At 38.5% G+C, this 18,874-nt stretch carries 15 protein-coding genes; 1 reads left to right on the top strand and 14 read right to left on the bottom strand.

Features of this window, described 5'->3' with window-relative positions:
* Nucleotides 1–200: 200 nt before the first annotated feature.
* The 14 genes from T498_RS15840 to hrcA form a co-directional block, all read right to left on the bottom strand.
* Nucleotides 201–1,505 (bottom strand): carbohydrate-binding domain-containing protein, encoded by a 1,305-nt coding sequence (locus T498_RS15840; protein ID WP_051524795.1) that lies wholly within the window; start codon nucleotides 1,503–1,505, stop codon nucleotides 201–203.
* A 2-nt stretch (nucleotides 1,506–1,507) separates the two neighbouring features.
* Nucleotides 1,508–2,197, bottom strand: a complete 690-nt coding sequence (locus tag T498_RS0112815) for a DUF4956 domain-containing protein (protein WP_051524793.1) — start codon at nucleotides 2,195–2,197, stop codon at nucleotides 1,508–1,510.
* 39 nt (nucleotides 2,198–2,236) lie between these two features.
* Entirely contained in the window at nucleotides 2,237–2,986 is a 750-nt protein-coding gene (locus T498_RS0112810) for a polyphosphate polymerase domain-containing protein (protein ID WP_028236261.1), read from the bottom strand.
* 159 nt (nucleotides 2,987–3,145) lie between these two features.
* Nucleotides 3,146–4,207, bottom strand: a complete 1,062-nt coding sequence (locus T498_RS16375; RefSeq protein WP_051524791.1) for a GGDEF domain-containing protein — start codon at nucleotides 4,205–4,207, stop codon at nucleotides 3,146–3,148.
* Nucleotides 4,208–4,263: 56 nt separating this feature from the next.
* The gene (gene galT, locus T498_RS0112800; RefSeq protein ID WP_028236260.1) at nucleotides 4,264–5,757 is read right to left on the bottom strand and encodes a UDP-glucose--hexose-1-phosphate uridylyltransferase; all 1,494 of its coding nucleotides are present in this window, start codon (nucleotides 5,755–5,757) and stop codon (nucleotides 4,264–4,266) included.
* A 217-nt stretch (nucleotides 5,758–5,974) separates the two neighbouring features.
* Entirely contained in the window at nucleotides 5,975–7,732 is a 1,758-nt protein-coding gene (locus T498_RS0112795; RefSeq protein WP_028236259.1) for a carbon starvation CstA family protein, read from the bottom strand.
* A gap of 18 nt (nucleotides 7,733–7,750) precedes the next feature.
* Nucleotides 7,751–8,290, bottom strand: a complete 540-nt coding sequence (locus tag T498_RS15830) for a hypothetical protein (RefSeq protein ID WP_051524788.1) — start codon at nucleotides 8,288–8,290, stop codon at nucleotides 7,751–7,753.
* Between the two features lie 214 nt (nucleotides 8,291–8,504).
* Nucleotides 8,505–9,452 carry a DUF4037 domain-containing protein gene (locus T498_RS15825; RefSeq protein WP_051524786.1) on the bottom strand — a complete coding sequence of 316 codons (948 nt, stop codon included), beginning with the start codon at nucleotides 9,450–9,452 and terminating at the stop codon, nucleotides 8,505–8,507.
* Between the two features lie 21 nt (nucleotides 9,453–9,473).
* A complete protein-coding gene (locus T498_RS0112780) occupies nucleotides 9,474–9,926 on the bottom strand; it encodes a cysteine hydrolase family protein (protein WP_028236258.1) in 453 nt (150 codons plus the stop codon).
* 345 nt (nucleotides 9,927–10,271) lie between these two features.
* Nucleotides 10,272–11,777, bottom strand: a complete 1,506-nt coding sequence (locus tag T498_RS0112775; protein ID WP_028236257.1) for a hypothetical protein — start codon at nucleotides 11,775–11,777, stop codon at nucleotides 10,272–10,274.
* A gap of 226 nt (nucleotides 11,778–12,003) precedes the next feature.
* On the bottom strand, nucleotides 12,004–13,170 hold the full coding sequence (gene dnaJ, locus T498_RS0112770; protein WP_028236256.1) for a molecular chaperone DnaJ: 1,167 nt from the start codon (nucleotides 13,168–13,170) through the stop codon (nucleotides 12,004–12,006).
* A 194-nt stretch (nucleotides 13,171–13,364) separates the two neighbouring features.
* Nucleotides 13,365–15,263: a molecular chaperone DnaK gene (gene dnaK / locus T498_RS0112765; RefSeq protein ID WP_028236255.1), complete on the bottom strand. Its 1,899-nt coding sequence runs from the start codon at nucleotides 15,261–15,263 to the stop codon at nucleotides 13,365–13,367.
* Nucleotides 15,264–15,288: 25 nt separating this feature from the next.
* The gene (gene grpE, locus T498_RS0112760) at nucleotides 15,289–15,924 is read right to left on the bottom strand and encodes a nucleotide exchange factor GrpE (protein WP_197019971.1); all 636 of its coding nucleotides are present in this window, start codon (nucleotides 15,922–15,924) and stop codon (nucleotides 15,289–15,291) included.
* Nucleotides 15,925–15,935: 11 nt separating this feature from the next.
* Nucleotides 15,936–16,991: a heat-inducible transcriptional repressor HrcA gene (gene hrcA, locus T498_RS0112755; RefSeq protein WP_028236253.1), complete on the bottom strand. Its 1,056-nt coding sequence runs from the start codon at nucleotides 16,989–16,991 to the stop codon at nucleotides 15,936–15,938.
* Between the two features lie 361 nt (nucleotides 16,992–17,352).
* On the opposite strand from hrcA, the gene T498_RS15820 reads away from it, so the two are divergent.
* The gene (locus tag T498_RS15820; RefSeq protein ID WP_155951011.1) at nucleotides 17,353–18,771 is read left to right on the top strand and encodes an IS1182 family transposase; all 1,419 of its coding nucleotides are present in this window, start codon (nucleotides 17,353–17,355) and stop codon (nucleotides 18,769–18,771) included.
* Nucleotides 18,772–18,874 lie beyond the last annotated feature (103 nt).

Genomic DNA, 18,874 nt, shown 5'->3' with positions numbered 1-18,874 from the left:
ACTAGGTTGTGTGTCCGCCAACCAAAAACCTTTTTCAAAATTGTACAGGCCTGCAAAAGACACATGTAAATAAAGATGCATAAATGGCCCATTAGAAAAGCGCAATATTCTTGCAATGCGCCATGTGTATACTGGAGGTCACTGCAGGGTTGAGGGCGTCATATTCTTACGGCAACTGTGAATGGTAACAGAGCTTTGTGTTAGTTTGTACTTTCCTCGCTTGTATCCTGTTGCATTTGGCCTCTTGGACCGCCACCATTCATCTGTGGCTTTGTTCCGTCAAAATCTTCTGGCAACTCACCTTCTGGCATTTGGCCGCGGCCGCCGCCCATTCCTGGACCACCTTGTCCCATTCCAGCGTTGGTATCACCTGTAATATTTACTTCGCCGCCATTTTCTGTGATAGGGCTGTTAGTTCCGCCTGATGCGGTGACTGTACCTCCATTGATGATTACTGATGCCTGGTCAGCATCAAGTCCACCTTCCGGAACATCAGCACCTGTTGCATTAATTGTACCGCCATTAATTGTGATACAGCCATCATAGTTTCCGTTACTGTCGATAGCGTCACCATTTGTACTAGTAACTGTAACCTCACCGTCGTTGATTTCGATGTAGTTACCTGCATTCAAGCCATCATCTACGGCTGTTATGTTAATTGAGCCACCATTTATATATAGATTTCCCTTGGCCTCAATGCCTTCATCCTCGCTGTTTCCTGTAATCGTTCCTCCAGTGATTACAAACATGTCCTCGCTTTCGATAAGATCACTGACCGAAGTGATGTCGATGTTACCTCCATCTATACATACAAGATCGTTGGCATTGATGCCGTCAGTTCCATTTGAAGTGATATTGATGGTGCCGGCTTCAATGTAAATCTTGTCATCAGAAGTAATACCATGCTTATGATTTGCAGTGATGTTTAATGTGCCCTCACCAAGAACAATTATATCATCCTCGCAAGATATTACGCCCTTTCCTATCTCCTCGCCAGTCTCTGAATCTGTTGCATATTCGCTGCTATCAGTAAGTGTATTCTCTGTACCTTCTGCAAGCTCTATATAAAGATTCTTCACCTGAGCACCATAGATAACTGGACCATTTGTGCTTGTAAGATCAACGCCATTTAATATAAGCTTTACATTGTCTTCAGTATTAATCACGATTGAGCAAGCTGATGAAGTGCCTGTTAAAGTGTATGCGCCACCCTCAGTTATGTATAAAACGCCGTCCTCATCGCTGGCACCAGTGCCATCTATAGTCATTCCACTTTCGGAAAATGTTATAGTCGCTGCTTCTTCCCAGTCAGTCTTTATTGTAAGTACATTATATTCAGTGGATGCTTCCACACTTTCAGATGCAACGCCCTCTACTTGGGCTGCCTCTGTGGTCTCCGTTGTGCTTTCAGATGCACTATCTGTAGAACTATTATTTGAGCCACAGGCCACAAGAGATGCTATTAACATTGCTGAAAGTATGCTCATTACTATTCGTCTCTTCATAATTACAACTCCTCTGCTTCATTCACATCACATCTACCACAAATTACAGTAAGATTTCCATTTCTCATTCTGATTTCATCTAAGAACTTCTTCTCATCCTTTTCGTTCTGAAGTTTGATTCTGTAGTTAATTTCATACATTGAACCCATATTAGTTGTTTTAACAGCTAATAGCTTGTGTGAGCTTGTATATTTTTCAAATAGATCATCAAAAATATCGCTATAATCAAGGTTCTCTGGGATTGTTACTCTCAAATCCTTCTCATCAGCACTTGTTGCTCCGTATTTGATTGCATCAAGAACAAAATAGATAATACAGATTACAAGAGCCAGGATTGTTGCAAGTGCAAGTTCTCCTATAGCACATACTATACCAATTGTCATAGAAAAGAAAATAAAACTTATATCTCTTGAACTTCCCTGCAATGATCTAAATCTTACTAGTGAAAATGCTCCAAGTACAGCGATAGATGTTCCAAAATTGCCATTTACCACCAAAAGTACGATACATACTAAAATAGGCAGTGTAATCAGTGTTCTGGCAAAGTTTTTGGAAATCTTTGTTCCTGTTTTCATGTATGTAAGGGAGATAATCAGGCCTAGTATTCCTGCTACCACCGAATAAGTTACGGCAAGACTTGTTGTGATTCCCGCCTCTGTTGTTGTAGATAATGCTGTTAAAACTGATTCCATAATTTGTACTCCTTTAAACTAATTCCAAATATTTTTACTTTATATAACTGCTTTTATTTTTGAAGGTGCAACCGCTTCTTTGATAGGTTCATTTTTACTCATTGCAACCTGTCTTTTATAGAAATTTCCGTATTTTGAAAAGGATGTAGGATATATTTCATACTTCGATAGAAGCCTTGCAAACCAAAGTGGCATTGCCTCAGAAATCTTTACCTCCATAAGTCTTTGGCCTTTTTTCAGAAGATAATCATTATCCTCATCACTGTATAGTGTCAAATTAAAATCCCTGCTTCGAATGTTGATATCAAAAGTCACTCTAAACTCCGGATCTTCTTTACCAAACATTGCAATTCGGTCATAAGCTATGTATCTCTTTGGCTCTAATGTATAGTGACTAAAAAAATAATCGATTTCTTTGAAAATCTGATTAGGATTTGATGGAAGCTTTCCTTCGATTAAATACTGTTCAGCTTCCTCCATCGGAATCGCTACTCTTCTTTTGTTTACAAGCCCCTTGTATTTTTTCTTTATTTCAAGGAAACACATGCTGTCATAGGTTGGCCTGCCATAGCAACGAACTCTGAACTTTTCTTTGTATTTTGGTCCTTCAATAGATGTTCTAATCAATTCATCTGTTGGTGTGTCGTAATAGATATTTCTTATGGTATGTAACCCATATTCATCTTCTTCCATATACTCATCCAACTCAGCTTTGAAAGCTGTATATGTTTCTTCATCTAATAAAAACTTTTTTTCGTATCTATTAAATACTTTTTGAATCTGTCCCATATGCTCGCCTCCTTCAAACTATCTTGGTTGTTTTGATGGTCTTACTTTATTGCTCCAAAGTGAATGTAAAGTGAAGGTAGCTGGAAGATTAAAGGAAGGTTATGAAAAGAATTTAAAAAGAAAAAAGCAGTCTAGAAATAACATCTAGACTGCTTATAATTAAAGTTCATGGTAATTTACTACCATGTTTCTGCCATGCTCTTTTGCATAATATAAAGCTTGATCAGCCTTGCTGATTGTATCATGATAGTTTTCATTTGGCGTGTATTTGCAAAGGCCTATAGAAATGGTTACCGGGCATATTCCATTATTTGAACTTTCCACATCTACTCTAAGCTTCTCTGCAAGCGCCTTAGCTTGTTCGATAGTGTAATCTACCAGGATGACAATAAACTCTTCACCACCCCAACGGATAATAAAATCTCGTCCATATATCTGACTTCTGATTTCAGATGTAACGAACTGAAGTATTCTATCGCCAGCATCGTGACCGTATGTATCGTTTACTTTTTTAAAATAATCGATATCAAACATCAAAAGCACCACATCCTGATTAAAGACGAAGGCTTCTGTCCTCTTATCTATTAACTGATCTATTTTATATCGATTAAATGTACCTGTAAGCTCATCTGAAATAGAGCTGAGCACCAGCTTTTGCCTGATAAGATATTGATCTGCATAGGATGTATCAAATATGTAAAGCATTATGATAACGCCGATATACAATGGTAAAGCCAATGAAATCATTAGCGGAAATGTCTCATAATGATTAAAAGTATTTGAAATGATAATATTGAACAACAAAATAGCATGTATAATTGCATGATACTTTAAAGGCATTGCAAGGCCTATGGCCAAAAATGCAAAATGCATTATAATGAAGCCTTCTCTTGCAAAATCTCTATTTGGCAGGTACCAAATAGCCCATATGGTACACCACATTGCCGCATGGGGCATTATGTAATACAATAGCACGCCACCGACATATGTCTTTATGCGAGGATACAAAGTCCAAAATACAATCATTGGTATGATTATGGAAAATCTGGGAATGATTGTCTCATATGCAAATCGCCCAAACAACTGGCAATCAGAATAGAAATACATCATCTCCAGAATGCCAATTAGCATTGCCGAGTATCCGCTTACCTTCTTAAAATACTCAAATTTTGATTGATAAAACTGCTGTCGTTCTTCTTTTTTAATCTTAGATTTAATCATGTAGTTATTATAATGCGATGAATCGTTGTTGGCAACTCGTTGGTATATCCTGCCGTTTATAACACTTCTACAAATCGCATAAACGCATCCATACCCTCTTTTGTGTTTTTATAAACTCCAGCACACTCTAACACTTCGCAGAAAACCTTACCTATTTCCTGCTTAAGAATTTCATGAACATTGCTCTCATCTATCTTGTCGTAATTCTTTGAGAACTCATCTACCCAATCAACATGCTTTGCAAGAGCCTCATCACTGCGTAAATCCTTGCCGTTAACAATAGAATCTGCAAGCTGCTCCATCTCGCCTTTAAGTCGGCTAGGCAAAACTGCAAGTCCCATAACTTCAATCAGGCCGATGTTTTCTTTCTTAATATGATGAAGATGCGCATGAGGATGATAAACTCCAAGTGGATGCTCTTCTGTTGTAATGTTGTTTCTAAGAGCAAGGTCAAGTTCAAATAAGTCTCCGCGTTTTCTTGCGATAGGTGTGATTGTATTGTGCTTTTCTCCATCAGTCTCAGCAAAGATAAATGCGGCCTCATCAGTGTATCCTCGCCAAGCATTTAGGATATGCTCTGCTAAATCGATGATTCGCTTTTCATCCTTGCACTGTAATCTGATTACCGAAAGTGGCCATTTAACAATACCAGCCTTCACATCCTCAAAGCCTTTAACTGTAAATTCTTTAATTATAGGAGCCTTTTCCATAGCAAATGTATAGTGACCACCCTGGAAATGGTCATGACTGAGAATAGAACCACCTACGATTGGAAGGTCTGCATTACTTCCTAGGAAATAATGTGGAAATAGCTTTATAAAATCAAAAAGCTTTACAAATGTAGCTCGCTCTATTTTCATAGGCGTATGTATGCCATTAAAAACTATACAGTGCTCATTGTAATAAACGTATGGGCTATATTGAAATCCCCATTTGCTGTCATTAATAGTGATTGGAATTATACGATGATTCTCTCTGGCAGGATGATTTGTTCTGCCGGCATACCCCTCGTTTTCCATACATAGCTGACACTTTGGATAAGCTGACTGCTTGGCATTTTTCGCTGCAGCGATAGCCTTTGGATCCTTCTCCGGCTTAGAAAGATTGATAGTGATATCAAGTGTTCCGTAATCAGTTTCTGTGGTCCACTTTAAGTCCTTTTTTACCCTGTATGTACGAATATAATCAGAGCTGCGACTCAAATTATAGAAATAATCTGTGGCAGCCTCAGCCCCACTATTCTTATATATATCATTAAATTTATCTATCACCTGTGATGGTCTAGGGCAAAGGCAATTCATAAGCTTTGTATCAAATAAATCCCTGTATGTCACTGAATCTTCAATGATGCCTCTTTTCACTGCTTCATCAAGCAAATCCTTTAAAACATCCTCTAAAACGATATTTTTTAAATCACAATCCGGGTCGGTATACTCATCTTCCTTCATGCAATCTAGCAATAAATTTGTAGTATAGATTCGCTCACACTCTGGTGTAAGCCCTGCATCAATCCCATATTGAACTAATTTCTTAATTGATTCCTGTAACATAAATTCCTCCTGATATCAAAGAGTAATATACTCGTATTATTGAATAATAGTTTTGCTAAAAAAATCCAGAGGATTTCTCCTCTGGATTAATTTTACACCTTTGATATTTTTTACATCAATTAAAGAAACAGCCAAAACTTGCAAAAACGACTGTAATAATATGTTTCATCCACATTTTTGTAAATCAAATAGGTATGACTTCTTGCTGACAAAACAATTAAGCTGCTTTCTCTTCCTCTTCCTTATTACGGCTAGCCTTATTAACATGCTGCTCATAAAGAGTTTTTCCTGCGATTGTTGCAAGTACAAGTGAAAGTATCACAAGAAGTACAGCGATTGCAGCCTGAACAAGAGCCCAGCCATCTGCTTCTCCTGCGTTGTAAACTGTAAGCTTTGCTGTGATAGTCTGAACAAGTGAGCAAATAGTTACAGCAAGCATGAATACCATAGGAACATAGAACATCTTATTGTTTTTACCAACGCTTCCAAGCCATGTACATACAGCAAGAAGACCTACTGCAGCAAGAAGCTGGTTGGCAGCACCAAAGAGTGGCCAAATTTTAGTGTATCCTGTCATACCAAGGCTTACACCCAAAACTACGGTTATACCTGTAGATACATAAGGGTTAGCAAGAACCTTCTTATATCCTGTAAGATCCTTTGCTGTCTGTCCCTGCTCAACAAAGAATTCCTGGAACATGTATCTTGCAAGACGTGTAGCTGTATCAAGTGATGTAAGGCAGAAAATTGAAACTGCAAGAATAAGCATCTGATACATAATGTTTTGAATACCAGGAGCAAATGATGCAAACATTGCAGAAAGACCACCTGCGAATACCTGAGTTGGACTTGCGTAAGTTCCATCAGATGCAGATTTCCATACAAAGCCGATAGCACAAAGTGAAATTACTGCTACCATACACTCGATAAGCATAGAGCCATAAGCAACAGGCTTTGCATTTTTTTCGTTATCAAGCTGCTTTGATGATGTACCTGATGATACAAGTGAATGGAAGCCTGAAATTGCACCACAAGCTATTGTTACAAATAATGCTGGGAAAGCTGTACCTGTTGTAAATACGCCTGTTCCCTTAAGAGATGCATCACCCATTGCTGGAACAGCAAACTCACCATGTCCTGTAAATACTGCACCAAGTACCGCTATAACGCCTGCAGCTATCATGAAATATAGTAAGAATGAGCTAAGGTAATCTCTTGGCTGAAGCAAAATCCATACAGGTGTAACAGATGCTACAAGGATATATGCTCCTACAACCCACATCCATGTATTATATGAAAGTGAAATTGGATGGAAGTTAAGGCCAATAGCTACAATAGCGATAATTCCAATACATCCTGCTACTGAAGCTATTCCGATATTAGCGTTTTTTCTGTAAACGAAAAATCCAAATACCATAGCAAGTGCAATGAATAAAATAGAAATCATTGCTGTAGACTCATTAGCTACAAGTGCAGCTCCTTCTACAGCAACACCTGCTGCTGTTGTTGAGCCAAAAGTACTTGCGACAATTGAACTGAATGCTGCTACTACCAATATAAGTGTTAGATAACTAAAAGTAATAAAAAGCTTTTTTGCTTTTCTACCCATTGAATCGTCAATGATTTCGCCAATAGACTGTCCTTTGTGACGAAGAGATGCAAATAGTGCGCCAAAATCATGGACACCGCCGAAGAAAATACCTCCGATAAGAACCCAAAGTAAAACAGGAACCCATCCAAAAACAGCTGCCTGAATTGGGCCGTTGATAGGACCTGCACCTGCGATTGATGAAAAGTGATGTCCCATAACTACAGGTGTTTTTGCTGGAACATAATCCATGCCATCCTCTAGTTCGTGAGCTGGGGTTTTGCGATTAACATCAATTCCCCATTGTTTAGCAAGCCATCCGCCGTAAAAAACATATCCGGCGACCAGAATTAAGATACTTGCAATAAGTAATACTGCTGAATTCATAACGTTTTTTCCTCCTTGTTATGCTAACCTTTTTTTGTTTATAAAAGCATCTTCGAATATTTTTCGAAGCTCTTTCCCGGTTCTGCTAGTGCAAACAGAATTAGTATCGAGACTGGCAACTATTACTCGCCCTTCACTGTGACCCCTAAAATTAAACAGGTAGCCCTTATCAAAATTGAACTTTCTGATTGCTTTTTGTGTTTCTTTATCTGGTGTTTTATCAGATATAATCACAAATGTAAGATAACTGCACATGTGATCTTTTTCTGGGTATTTCTGATTATTTCTTACAAGACAAGGCTCCGCCGATTCTTCGATAAACCTCTTTATTTCATTAAGTTTATCTACAGATACCTCCTGCTCCTTTATAAAAAAGACATGTTCATATGCCTTTATTGCCCATAGTTTTGCTTCTTTTTTTAATACATATCTTTCTCCGAAAGAACTGAAGAATGCATAGGCAGGAAAAACCTCAGAATCCATTTCAAAATTTTTTGTAATATCAAAGTTTGATTTGTATCTTAGAAGTAACTCATCCATGTACGCTTCTGGGGTCATTTTGTACCTTCTTTCTTTTGTCGAAATTATATTGAAAATGTATTATGCGACAAAATAGTATTATAGCGTTAAACTCTTTGCTACTTTAACGCGTTAAATCGTTAATGTGTATTATAGACCTTCTTTAATGAATTGTCACCAATAAAATTAAAAAAGCTGCTTTATGATTCATATCAAATCAAAAAGCAGCTTTGCGGTTTCAGAGATTTCCATCTTAACCAACTTCTTTCAATATATCATTAATGTAAATTTCTAAGTATGAGTCATTCCCCTCTATAAGATTATTCCTCTTCAAAAGATTAACCAGGACTTTTGCTATTTCCTCTGCCGTAGCTATTACATTATCCTTCATATTTATATTTCTCGGATTATATGCATTAAATCTCCAGGCAGCATCATCACTTATAGTAGAAGCAAGCTTTTTGATTAGCATTGCATACTCCCCATCATTATCTAGCTCAGATAAAGCTTTATAAGTCCATTTATAATATGGCGCAAACTTTCTATTGAGCAAGAAATATAGCTCCATAGCAGCCTCAAGACCTTTTGATCTACAAAGTTCAGCGGCCACTATATCATTTCTAGTCATACATCTAGCATAGTTTACCTGAAGTGCAGCAGAAAACTGATGGAGCTCATTAACTATTCTTCTTCTCCAGATGCTATCAGGATAATAACTTAAAAGAAAATTTCTAAATCTAGTAAACTCGCCTAAGTCATCTCTGAAAATCTCACCATTTGTTGCTGTAGCAAGGCAGCTATGCTCTAAACTAAGCCAATCGTTTTCCGTAATAATACATTCCTTTGTATTGCAATCAATATAAAGAATGTTTGAGTAAAACGACCTTATAGTCATAACTCCTCTTCTTTCTTGAAGTCGTTCGGTAAGATTTTCACCACCATATTGCATTGCTAGTTCATTATATGCAATAGATAAAAGGCATCCTATTTCATCAAAGTCTTCATCCGTAAGCCATAAGCATACACCAGTACCAAAATCGTGGTCTCTAGACATGTAATCATCATAGCCAAAGCAATCGGAACCCTCGCCTGCTAATCCCACTGCTATTCTTGATTCATATTCTGGAAATTTTTCTTTTATCATAGGAGCCACTTTATTCTCATAGAATCTCCGGCTCTTTTCGAACTCTGTGTTTTGCATTATTCCCCCAATCATTCCCTATTAATCAGCAATAATTTCTACTCCTGCATCCCTCATTTCAGGAAGCTCTTTCAAGTAGAAATTGTCATTCATGGCAGCTACCGAGTCAAGATAGATTTTTGTCGTATAGCCTCTCTTTACTGCATCCATAGCAGTGCGTGCAACACAACATCTTCCATCTATGCCCACCATATTAATGACATCTACATTTAGACATTCGATAAATGATACAAACTCTTCTGATGAAAATGCGCTAGGCCATCTTTTAGTAAAACTGCAATCTGATACTATATCAAGGTCATCCGCAAGATTGTAATTATCTATATTTTCGATTTTCCCTACATTTCTTACATATACAACAGGTACATCTGCTTCAACAGCCTCTTTAATCCTGTTATTAACTCGCATGATTAAATCAGGCTCATAGCTATTCATATATTTTTGTTGCATATCAATTACAAGAAGTATCTCCATAAATTCAGTATATCACCTTTATTTATAAATCCCATTAGTTACTTCCAATTACTTCCAGGCAAGGAGTGTTTTAATTGATTCGCTGACGCCTAAATATACAAAACAGTACTAGGCGTCAATTTCTATAATCTATCTTCAGTCTCATCTTTTGATAATACTATCAAACCTGCTTTTTCAAAGACTGCTTTATATGCTTCATCATTTTCATTTATTATGTTACTTATATCTACTTTATCAACCAGTTTAAGAAAGGACAAGTCTCGATTCTAAAAATATCACTTTGCCATCAAAGTACAGTACTACTAAAAAAATCCCGAAAAACATAAGTTTTTCGGGATTGTATTTTTACTCTCCTTCTTGAGTGTCAGAAGATTCACCTTGTGAAGAATCAGATGATTCATTTTGTTGTGTATCAGGATCTGCTAATTCCTCTGCTGTTTTTGTACTAACATATCCAAATCCTGTTTCATCACTTGATACTCCTATCGTCACTGAAGCAAGAGAACCGTCTTCATTTTGTTTAATTTCAATTCCTACGTCATAAGTTGTGTCTTCATCACCTTTGGTGTCAACACCAACAAAGCTCTCTCCCGATGAAAAGATATGACTTCCTCCAAAAAACTCAGACTTCTCCTTTTCATCAGCAAACCTATGAATCTCCGTTCCCTCTTTATTAGTATAATAACCAACCGCCTTGTTCTCTTCAGTTATATAATCTGTTGCAGTCTGTCCTTCAGGAGTATTTAAAGATCCACGATAGCTTAAATGATGAGTTTTCTCCCTTTGATAATAATAGTGCGAGCTAATTGTGTTACCATTACCAATGTCAGAAGATGTTGCTTCACCTGTACGCTCATAGTATTCCTTTCCTGTATAATCAGAATCAGTTTTTCGATCTTCCTCCTTCAATGCTTGATTTTGTAAAGCTATTTTATAAAAACCTACAGTTTCTACTGGAGTTCCACTATAATCATTCGTTCTATATATCAAATTATTCATTTGTCCAATTGATTCAAGCGGATATTTGTCATCATAGGCTGCATACCCAGTATCACCTTTAACTATAAAAATATTAAAGTCATTATAATATCTACGTTCACCCCTAGAATTATAGTTTTCACCAACAGAAATAGTGCCAACTTTTGTCAATCCATTAGCCTTTGCATAAGCCTCATCATCTCCACCCTCAGGCATCAATACATAGGTACCTCTTGCGGTTTGAATAATAGTTCTTTCAGTTGAACTGCTGCCTGAAGAACTACTTCCAGATGAACTGCTACTTGAACCACTTGACGCATTTGTCAATGCTGTCTGAACTGTATGGAAATCATTTGTTCCAAGGATTAGCGCTAGTTTGTAAACTACTGGCGAAATTCTAACATCTTCATTTACCAAACCTTCAACAGTAATTCCTGCCTCAGCACATGCTGCTATAGTAGTTAATGTTCTTGATTCTTCAGCTCCAAATGCAGCGTAATGCTGATAGTATTTCATAATATCTGTTCCATATTTTTCCTTTAAATCTCCATAAGCAGAAGCATATGCAGCAGGATCAAAATTAGGATTACATGTACGGCCTTCAAATACACCGCACTTGCAGAAATGTTCAAATAATCTATTATAGTTATCACCTAAAGATACAACCAGTTCTGGGTTTGCAGCTTTATAGTATTCAAAGTCAAATAAGTCCTTCAAAATATTTATGTCTGATTTTGACAATTGTCTATAAACTACAGTAGACGCGTCTGTCGCCTGAGTTAAACCAGCTGCATCAACATTAACTGTTGATACACCAACAGCTCCAGAAATAGCTAACGCCATCATAAGTGCCATAATCTGTTTCTTTTTCATTTATAACGTCCTCCTTAATACATTTGGCTATACCAAATTTTCTGACTAGGACTCATGTTATAGAAAATTTTTAAAAATACAAGGTATCTTTCCTGTATTTCACAATATTCTCACACTAATTTTCTGAATAGCGCCACTATATTACATTATACCCATTGCATTTCATCTACGCGTTATTCTATAACAAAAGCTCTCCTATTGATTTACCAATTAGGAGAGCTTTATTTTATAAATCATCTATAGCATCTTTGATTTTGCCAGCAAAACCTTTTTTCTTTTTCTCTGACTTTACAGCCTTAGGACCGCCAGAGATGGTGTTGCCTGTGAGCTCATCAAACTTGCGAAGAGCTTCTTTTGCGTCCTTTGAAAGTCCTGTAGGAACTTGAACAACAAGTGTAACGTATTGGTCGCCACGAACATTTCTATTTCTAAGTGAAGGGATTCCCTTACCACGAAGTCTGATTGTAGTGTCAGTTTGAGTTCCAGGCTTGACCTCGTAGCTTACCTTTCCATCTAGTGTATCAATAATTACTTCACCACCAAGTGTTGCCTGTGCAAATGATATTGGTGCTGATGAATAGATATCCATATCTCTACGTTGGAAAATAGGGTGATTTGCTACGATTACCTCTACAAGTAAATCACCTCGTGGGCCACCATTTCTGCCTGGCTCACCCTTTTCGCGGATACGAACGCTTTGACCATTATCAATACCTGCAGGAATTGATACAGAAATCTTTTTCTTACGAGCAACATAACCTGTTCCGTTACAATCAGGACATGGAGTATCGATAACCTGTCCACTTCCATGACAATCAGGACAAGTAGTAACATTCTGAACCATTCCAAAGAGTGACTGCTGAGACATCATTACACGTCCCTTACCACCACACTTTGTACATGTACGTTTGCTTGTTCCAGGCTTTGCACCAGAACCATGACAAGCTGCACATTCGTCCTTAAGAACGATTTCAAGCTCTTTTTCACAGCCAAAAGCTGCTTCTTCAAATGTGATGTGAACAGCTGCACGTAGATTTGCTCCACGCATTGGGCCATTAGATGCACGACCGCCACCACCAAAGAAGCTACCAAAAATATCGCCAAAGATATCACCGAAATCCATACCTGAGAAGTCGAATCCACCAGCGCCGCCACCGCCATTTTCAAATGCTGCATGGCCAAACTGATCGTATTGACGTCTCTTATCTGGATCTGAAAGGATTGCATAAGCTTCAGAAGCCTCTTTAAACTTCTTCTCAGCTTCTGCATCACCTGGGTTCATATCTGGGTGATACTTCTTTGCGAGCTTTCTATATGCACTTTTAAGCTCACTATCTGAGGCTGTCTTGGAAACCCCAAGGACCTCATAATAATCACGTTTTTGTTCTGCCATTGTTTATCAATCCTTTACATATTAAAATGCCGTGAAATAGCAATTCACTCTTTCATGCTCCCGTAGGGCACCCTCCATACCTTCGCATGGGAACCCTCCCGCCGGTGTAGGTCCTTCCCATGCTCGGCATGGCACTCCCCTACTCGCGCTTGCCAAGTTATTGCAACTATTTCACAGCATATCATATTTACAAATTAAACTTCCTTGAAGTCAGCGTCTACAACGTCGTCGTTTGCTGGGCCCTGAGCACCTGCTCCTGCACCAGCGCCTGCTCCTGTAAACTGGCTCATATCTGGGCCTGCACCTGCAGCACCGCCCTGTGCCTGCTGTGTCTGCTCGTACATCTTAGCAAATACCTTCTGAGCTGACTCTGTAAGCTTCTCCTGAGCAGCCTTAAGCTCTCCGATTTGAGAATCGCTCATCTCCTCTGGAGTGCTGTACTGGTCAAGTAGCTTCTGAGCTGCCTCGATATCAGCCTCAACTGCTGCCTTATCAGCTGCGTCGATCTTGTCGCCTACTTCATCAAGAGCCTTCTTTGTCTGGAATACAAAGCTCTCAACATCGTTTCTTGTATCAACTGCTTCCTTACGCTTCTTATCCTGAGCCTCATACTCCTGAGCCTCTTTAACTGCCTTATCGATATCTTCATCAGACATGTTAGAACCAGCTGTGATTGTAATGTGCTGCTCCTTACCTGTTCCAAGATCCTTAGCAGATACGTTAACGATACCGTTAGCATCAATATCAAATGTAACCTCGATCTGTGGTACACCTCTCATTGCTGGTGGAATACCATCAAGTCTGAACTGTCCAAGTGACTTGTTATCCTTAGCAAACTGACGCTCACCCTGTACAACGTTGATATCAACTGCTGTCTGGTTATCAGCTGCTGTAGAGAAGATCTGGCTCTTCTTTGTAGGGATAGTTGTATTTCTCTCGATAAGTCTTGTAGCAATACCACCCATTGTCTCGATTGAAAGTGAAAGTGGTGTTACATCAAGAAGAAGGATATCGCCTGCACCAGCATCGCCAGCGAGCTTACCACCCTGGATAGAAGCACCGATAGCTACGCACTCATCTGGATTTAATGTCTTGCTTGGCTCGTGTCCTGTAAGAGCCTTTACCTTATCCTGAACTGCTGGGATTCTTGTAGAACCACCAACAAGAAGTACCTTAGAAAGCTCTGATGCGTTAAGACCAGCATCTTTAAGAGCCTGGTTAACAGGACCTGCTGTAGCCTCTACTAAATCGTGTGTTAACTCATCGAACTTAGCACGTGTAAGGTTCATATCAAAGTGCTTTGGACCTTCTGCTGTAGCTGTGATGAATGGAAGGTTAATGTTTGTAGTTGTAGCAGATGAAAGCTCCTTCTTAGCCTTCTCAGCTGCTTCCTTAAGTCTCTGAAGAGCCATCTTATCTGTTGAAAGATCTACACCCTCAGCTGCCTTAAACTCTGAAAGCATCCAATCTGTAATCTTCTGATCGAAATCATCACCACCAAGTCTGTTGTTACCAGCTGTAGCAAGAACCTCGATAACACCATCACCGATTTCAATGATAGATACATCAAATGTACCACCACCAAGATCGTATACCATAATCTTCTGCTCCTGCTCGTTATCAAGACCATAAGCAAGGGCTGCTGCTGTAGGCTCGTTGATGATACGCTTTACATCAAGACCTGCAATCTTACCAGCATCCTTTGTAGCCTGACGCTGAGCATCATTGAAGTAAGCTGGTACTGTGATAACTGCCTCTGAAACTGTCTCACCAAGGTAGTTCTCAGCATCACTCTTAAGCTTCTGAAGAATCATAGCTGAAATCTGCTGTGGGCTGTACTTCTTGTCGTCGATGATACGGCCATTATCTGTACCCATATCTCTCTTGATAGAAGCGATAGTCTTTTCTGCATTTGTAACAGCCTGACGCTTTGCTGGCTCACCAACAAGTCTCTCACCTGTCTTTGTAAATGCAACGATAGATGGTGTTGTTCTAGCACCTTCTGTATTTGCGATAACTGTTGGCTTTCCACCTTCCATAACAGCTACACAGCTGTTAGTTGTTCCTAAATCGATACCAATAATCTTTCCCATGATTTATATCCTCCTAATTTAATACTTAGTTTGCAACCTTTACCATTGAATGACGAACTACTGTATCGTTGTACATGTAGCCCTTTTGGAATTCTTCTACGACGATGTTCTCGCCAACTTCCTCATCATCCACATGCATTACGGCATTGTGGAAATCTGGGTTGAATTCCTGACCTACAGCCTCAATAGGCTTAACTCCTGCCTCATCAAGTGTTGTAAGCAATTGCTTATATATCATGAGCATTCCATCTGCAAATGGATCTGCCCCCTCCTCAACTGTAGCAAGACCTCTTTCGAAATTGTCTACTACAGGGAGAATCTTTTCTATAATGGCCTTTGCGCCATTTCCAAACATCTGAGCCTTTTCAACATCAGTACGACGTCTAAAGTTTTCGAATTCAGCCATCTGACGCATAACTCTGTCGTTAAGCTGTTCTATCTGCTCATCACGCTTATCTTTCTTTTTTTCTTTCTTTTTAAAAGGCTTTTTGCCTTCTTTTTCCTCTTTTTCCTCTTTTACTTCTTCAGAAGCGTTATCCTGCTTAGTAGCTTCCTCAGCTGCCTGCTCAGCCATAGCCTCAGCATTTTCAACAGCCTCTTTAACAGCTTCCTCAGTAGAGAATTCTTCCATTTTTTCTTTATTCTCTGCCACGAATTCCATCTCCTTAAATCTTATCCTTTGTTCCTATCGGCCTCATTTTTAAGTAGCTTATCAAGCTGGCCTTTAAGACTTTTTATATTATCAACAACATTTTCGTAGTCCATACGTTTTGGTCCGACGATACCAATGGTTCCTTTAACCCCATCGCCAAGCTCGTATGTTGCTGTAACTATCGAACAATCCTTCATAGTTGATATTGGGCTTTCGTCACCAATGTAAACCTGAATTCCTGTATTTTCTGATCCATCAGCATTATCATTTAAAAGCTCCATCAGTGATTGCTTTTCTTCAAATGTATCAAGAAGCTCTGATGCTTTCTTTGAATCTGCAAGTTCAGGATACTTAAAAATATTTGTAGCACCTGAGGTGTAAACCTGTAAATCATCACCTTCTGTGATGGTGGTTGCTACTGTATCAAGCACTTGAGAAACGATTTCATCATGAATGCCTGCCTGCTCCTTTAGGCGAGTGATGAGTGCTAAATTAATCTCATCAACTGTAAGTCCGTTAAGATTTGTGTTAAGAAGCATGTTAAGCTTTAGCATTGTCTCATTATCAAGCGGCTTATCGACATTGATAATTTTGTTCTTAACGATGTTGCCATCCATAACAACTACTGAAAGCACCTGGTGTTCATCAACAGCAGAAAGCTGAACAAACTTTAATTTATTTGAAACAACTGAAGGTGCGGAAACAAGTGTTGCATACTGAGTGTTGTTAGCAAGTGTCTTTGCTACGTTCTTAAGAAGATTTTCCATCTTCTCTGTTTTTTCTATCATCCACTCTTGCATGTCTGCAACTTCTTTATCCTTCTCTGCTATCAGATTATTAACATAGAATCTGTAACCTTTATCAGAAGGAATACGACCTGCAGATGTGTGAGGCTGAACTATATATCCCAAATCCTCAAGATCTGACATCTCATTACGAATAGTGGCTGAACTGAGATTCAAATCAGTGTATTTAGAAATTGTACGGGAACCTACTGGCTCGCCTGTTTCTAAATAATTCTTGATAATCGCATTTAATATCTTAACTTTTCTCTCATCAAGCTCTGTATCAGCCATACATTCACCTCACTTCGAAAATACTTATCTTTTGTTTTGTTAGCACTCACTTGATTGGAGTGCTAATTAATTCTGAGATTAATTTACTCCTACCCACTAAATTTGTCAACAAGCTTTATAGTTTTTTTATAAATAATTTACCTTTAAAAAGGAGCAGTGATTACTCACTGCCCCTTCAGAGTGTAGACAAAGTGTCGCGGGTTTCGCCGCGACCTTTTCTTTTTAATAAGGAGGAACTGGAGTCAGCGGACTCCAGTTCTTTCATTTTTTGGATATCCAAATGATGATAAAGCCTTGATTTTTCAAGCTTTCTCTCCTCTTTTTTGGTATAATAGAATTATCAAAACAAGGGGTTAGAATAATGATTACAGAGCAAAAAGAGAAGGCTAGAAAGCAGATTGCATTTGTATGTACAGATGATTTGGTTCCTCAAGATCATCTTCTTAGAATCATTGATAAAGCTATTGATTGGTCGTTTATATATGATTTAGTCAGAGATAAATATTCTCCTGATCAGGGCCGTCCAAGTATTGACCCTGTCACTCTCATCAAAATCCCATTGATTCAATATTTATACGGAATAAAAAGCATGCGCCAAACTATAAAAGAGATTGAGGTGAATGTTGCTTTTAGATGGTTCTTAGGTCTAGAACTCTATGACAAGGTTCCTCATTTTTCGACCTTTGGAAAGAACTATTCAAGAAGATTCGAAGGTACTGATTTATTTGAGCAAATCTTTCAGCACATTTTGGAAGAATGCTATCGCTTTAAACTTGTTGACCCAACAGAAATTTTCGTGGATGCAACTCATGTAAAAGCAAGGGCTAACAATAAAAAAATGCAGCGAAGAATTGCGCAGCAGGAAGCTTTGTTTTATGAGGAGATGCTGAGAAAAGAAATATTATCAGATAGAGCTGCTCATGGTAAAAAGCCATTAAAAGATAAAGACGATGATGACCACTCATCTGGTTCGTCAGGTGGTAATGATAAGTTTGAGGATTACACTGATGATGTTCCTTTGGATGGTAAAACAATCAAGTGTAGCACTACCGATCCCGAAAGTGGATGGTTTAGAAAAGGTGAGCACAAGCATGTCTTTGCATATGGAATTGAAACAGCTTGTGATAAGAATGGGTGGATTTTAGGCTTCGATGTTAATCCTGGCAATGAGCATGACAGCAGAACTTTCAAAGGTCTGTATGATAAACTTCAGGACATTGGTATGGAAAAATGTGTTGTTGATGCAGGTTATAAAACTCCTGCCATTGCAAAGCTACTTCTTGATGATGGAGTCAAACCAGTTTTTCCATACAAGAGACCTCAGACCAAAGAAGGATTCTTCAAGAAATATGAGTATGTCTATGATGAATACAATGACTGCTATATTTGTCCTAATGACCAGATATTAAAATACAGCACTACAAACAGAGATGGTTATAAGGAATACAAAAGCTGTGGTCACATATGTGAGAAGTGTGAGTTCTTAGGACAATGTACAGCCAGCAAGAATCATGTAAAAATTGTAACTCGTCATGTCTGGGAAGAATACATGGAAACATGTGAAGACATAAGACATACCTTAGGAATGAAAGATTTATACTCTCACAGAAAAGAAACCATTGAAAGAATCTTTGGAACAGCTAAAGAGAATCATGGTTTTAGATATACACAGATGTATGGTAAGGCGCGCATGGTAATGAAGGTTGCGCTTACCTTTGCGTGTATGAATTTAAAGAAGCTAGCAAAAATACAGCAAGAATGGGATTTAGAAATGGCCTAAAGAAAGGCCTTTTTTAACAAAAATCAGAAAAGAAGCTTAGAAAAAAGGAAAGGATGCTGCAAAACTCAGTTTTGCAGCATCCTCTTTGTCTACAGTCTGAAGG

This window comes from Pseudobutyrivibrio sp. MD2005 (assembly GCF_000621865.1).
Taxonomy (GTDB): Bacteria; Bacillota; Clostridia; order Lachnospirales; family Lachnospiraceae; genus Pseudobutyrivibrio.
This window is presented reverse-complemented; position numbering and strand designations above follow the sequence as displayed.

What these genes read in the sequence shown, in the direction of transcription:
- T498_RS15840 (WP_051524795.1), bottom strand. Translation starts at nt 1,505, where the DNA reads ATGAAGAGACGAATAGTAATGAGCATACTTTCAGCAATGTTAATAGCA.
- T498_RS0112815 (WP_051524793.1), bottom strand. Translation starts at nt 2,197, where the DNA reads ATGGAATCAGTTTTAACAGCATTATCTACAACAACAGAGGCGGGAATC.
- T498_RS0112810 (WP_028236261.1), bottom strand. Translation starts at nt 2,986, where the DNA reads ATGGGACAGATTCAAAAAGTATTTAATAGATACGAAAAAAAGTTTTTA.
- T498_RS16375 (WP_051524791.1), bottom strand. Translation starts at nt 4,207, where the DNA reads ATGATTAAATCTAAGATTAAAAAAGAAGAACGACAGCAGTTTTATCAA.
- galT (WP_028236260.1), bottom strand. Translation starts at nt 5,757, where the DNA reads ATGTTACAGGAATCAATTAAGAAATTAGTTCAATATGGGATTGATGCA.
- T498_RS0112795 (WP_028236259.1), bottom strand. Translation starts at nt 7,732, where the DNA reads ATGAATTCAGCAGTATTACTTATTGCAAGTATCTTAATTCTGGTCGCC.
- T498_RS15830 (WP_051524788.1), bottom strand. Translation starts at nt 8,290, where the DNA reads ATGACCCCAGAAGCGTACATGGATGAGTTACTTCTAAGATACAAATCA.
- T498_RS15825 (WP_051524786.1), bottom strand. Translation starts at nt 9,452, where the DNA reads ATGCAAAACACAGAGTTCGAAAAGAGCCGGAGATTCTATGAGAATAAA.
- T498_RS0112780 (WP_028236258.1), bottom strand. Translation starts at nt 9,926, where the DNA reads ATGGAGATACTTCTTGTAATTGATATGCAACAAAAATATATGAATAGC.
- T498_RS0112775 (WP_028236257.1), bottom strand. Translation starts at nt 11,777, where the DNA reads ATGAAAAAGAAACAGATTATGGCACTTATGATGGCGTTAGCTATTTCT.
- dnaJ (WP_028236256.1), bottom strand. Translation starts at nt 13,170, where the DNA reads ATGGCAGAACAAAAACGTGATTATTATGAGGTCCTTGGGGTTTCCAAG.
- dnaK (WP_028236255.1), bottom strand. Translation starts at nt 15,263, where the DNA reads ATGGGAAAGATTATTGGTATCGATTTAGGAACAACTAACAGCTGTGTA.
- grpE (WP_197019971.1), bottom strand. Translation starts at nt 15,924, where the DNA reads ATGGAATTCGTGGCAGAGAATAAAGAAAAAATGGAAGAATTCTCTACT.
- hrcA (WP_028236253.1), bottom strand. Translation starts at nt 16,991, where the DNA reads ATGGCTGATACAGAGCTTGATGAGAGAAAAGTTAAGATATTAAATGCG.
- T498_RS15820 (WP_155951011.1), top strand. Translation starts at nt 17,353, where the DNA reads ATGATTACAGAGCAAAAAGAGAAGGCTAGAAAGCAGATTGCATTTGTA.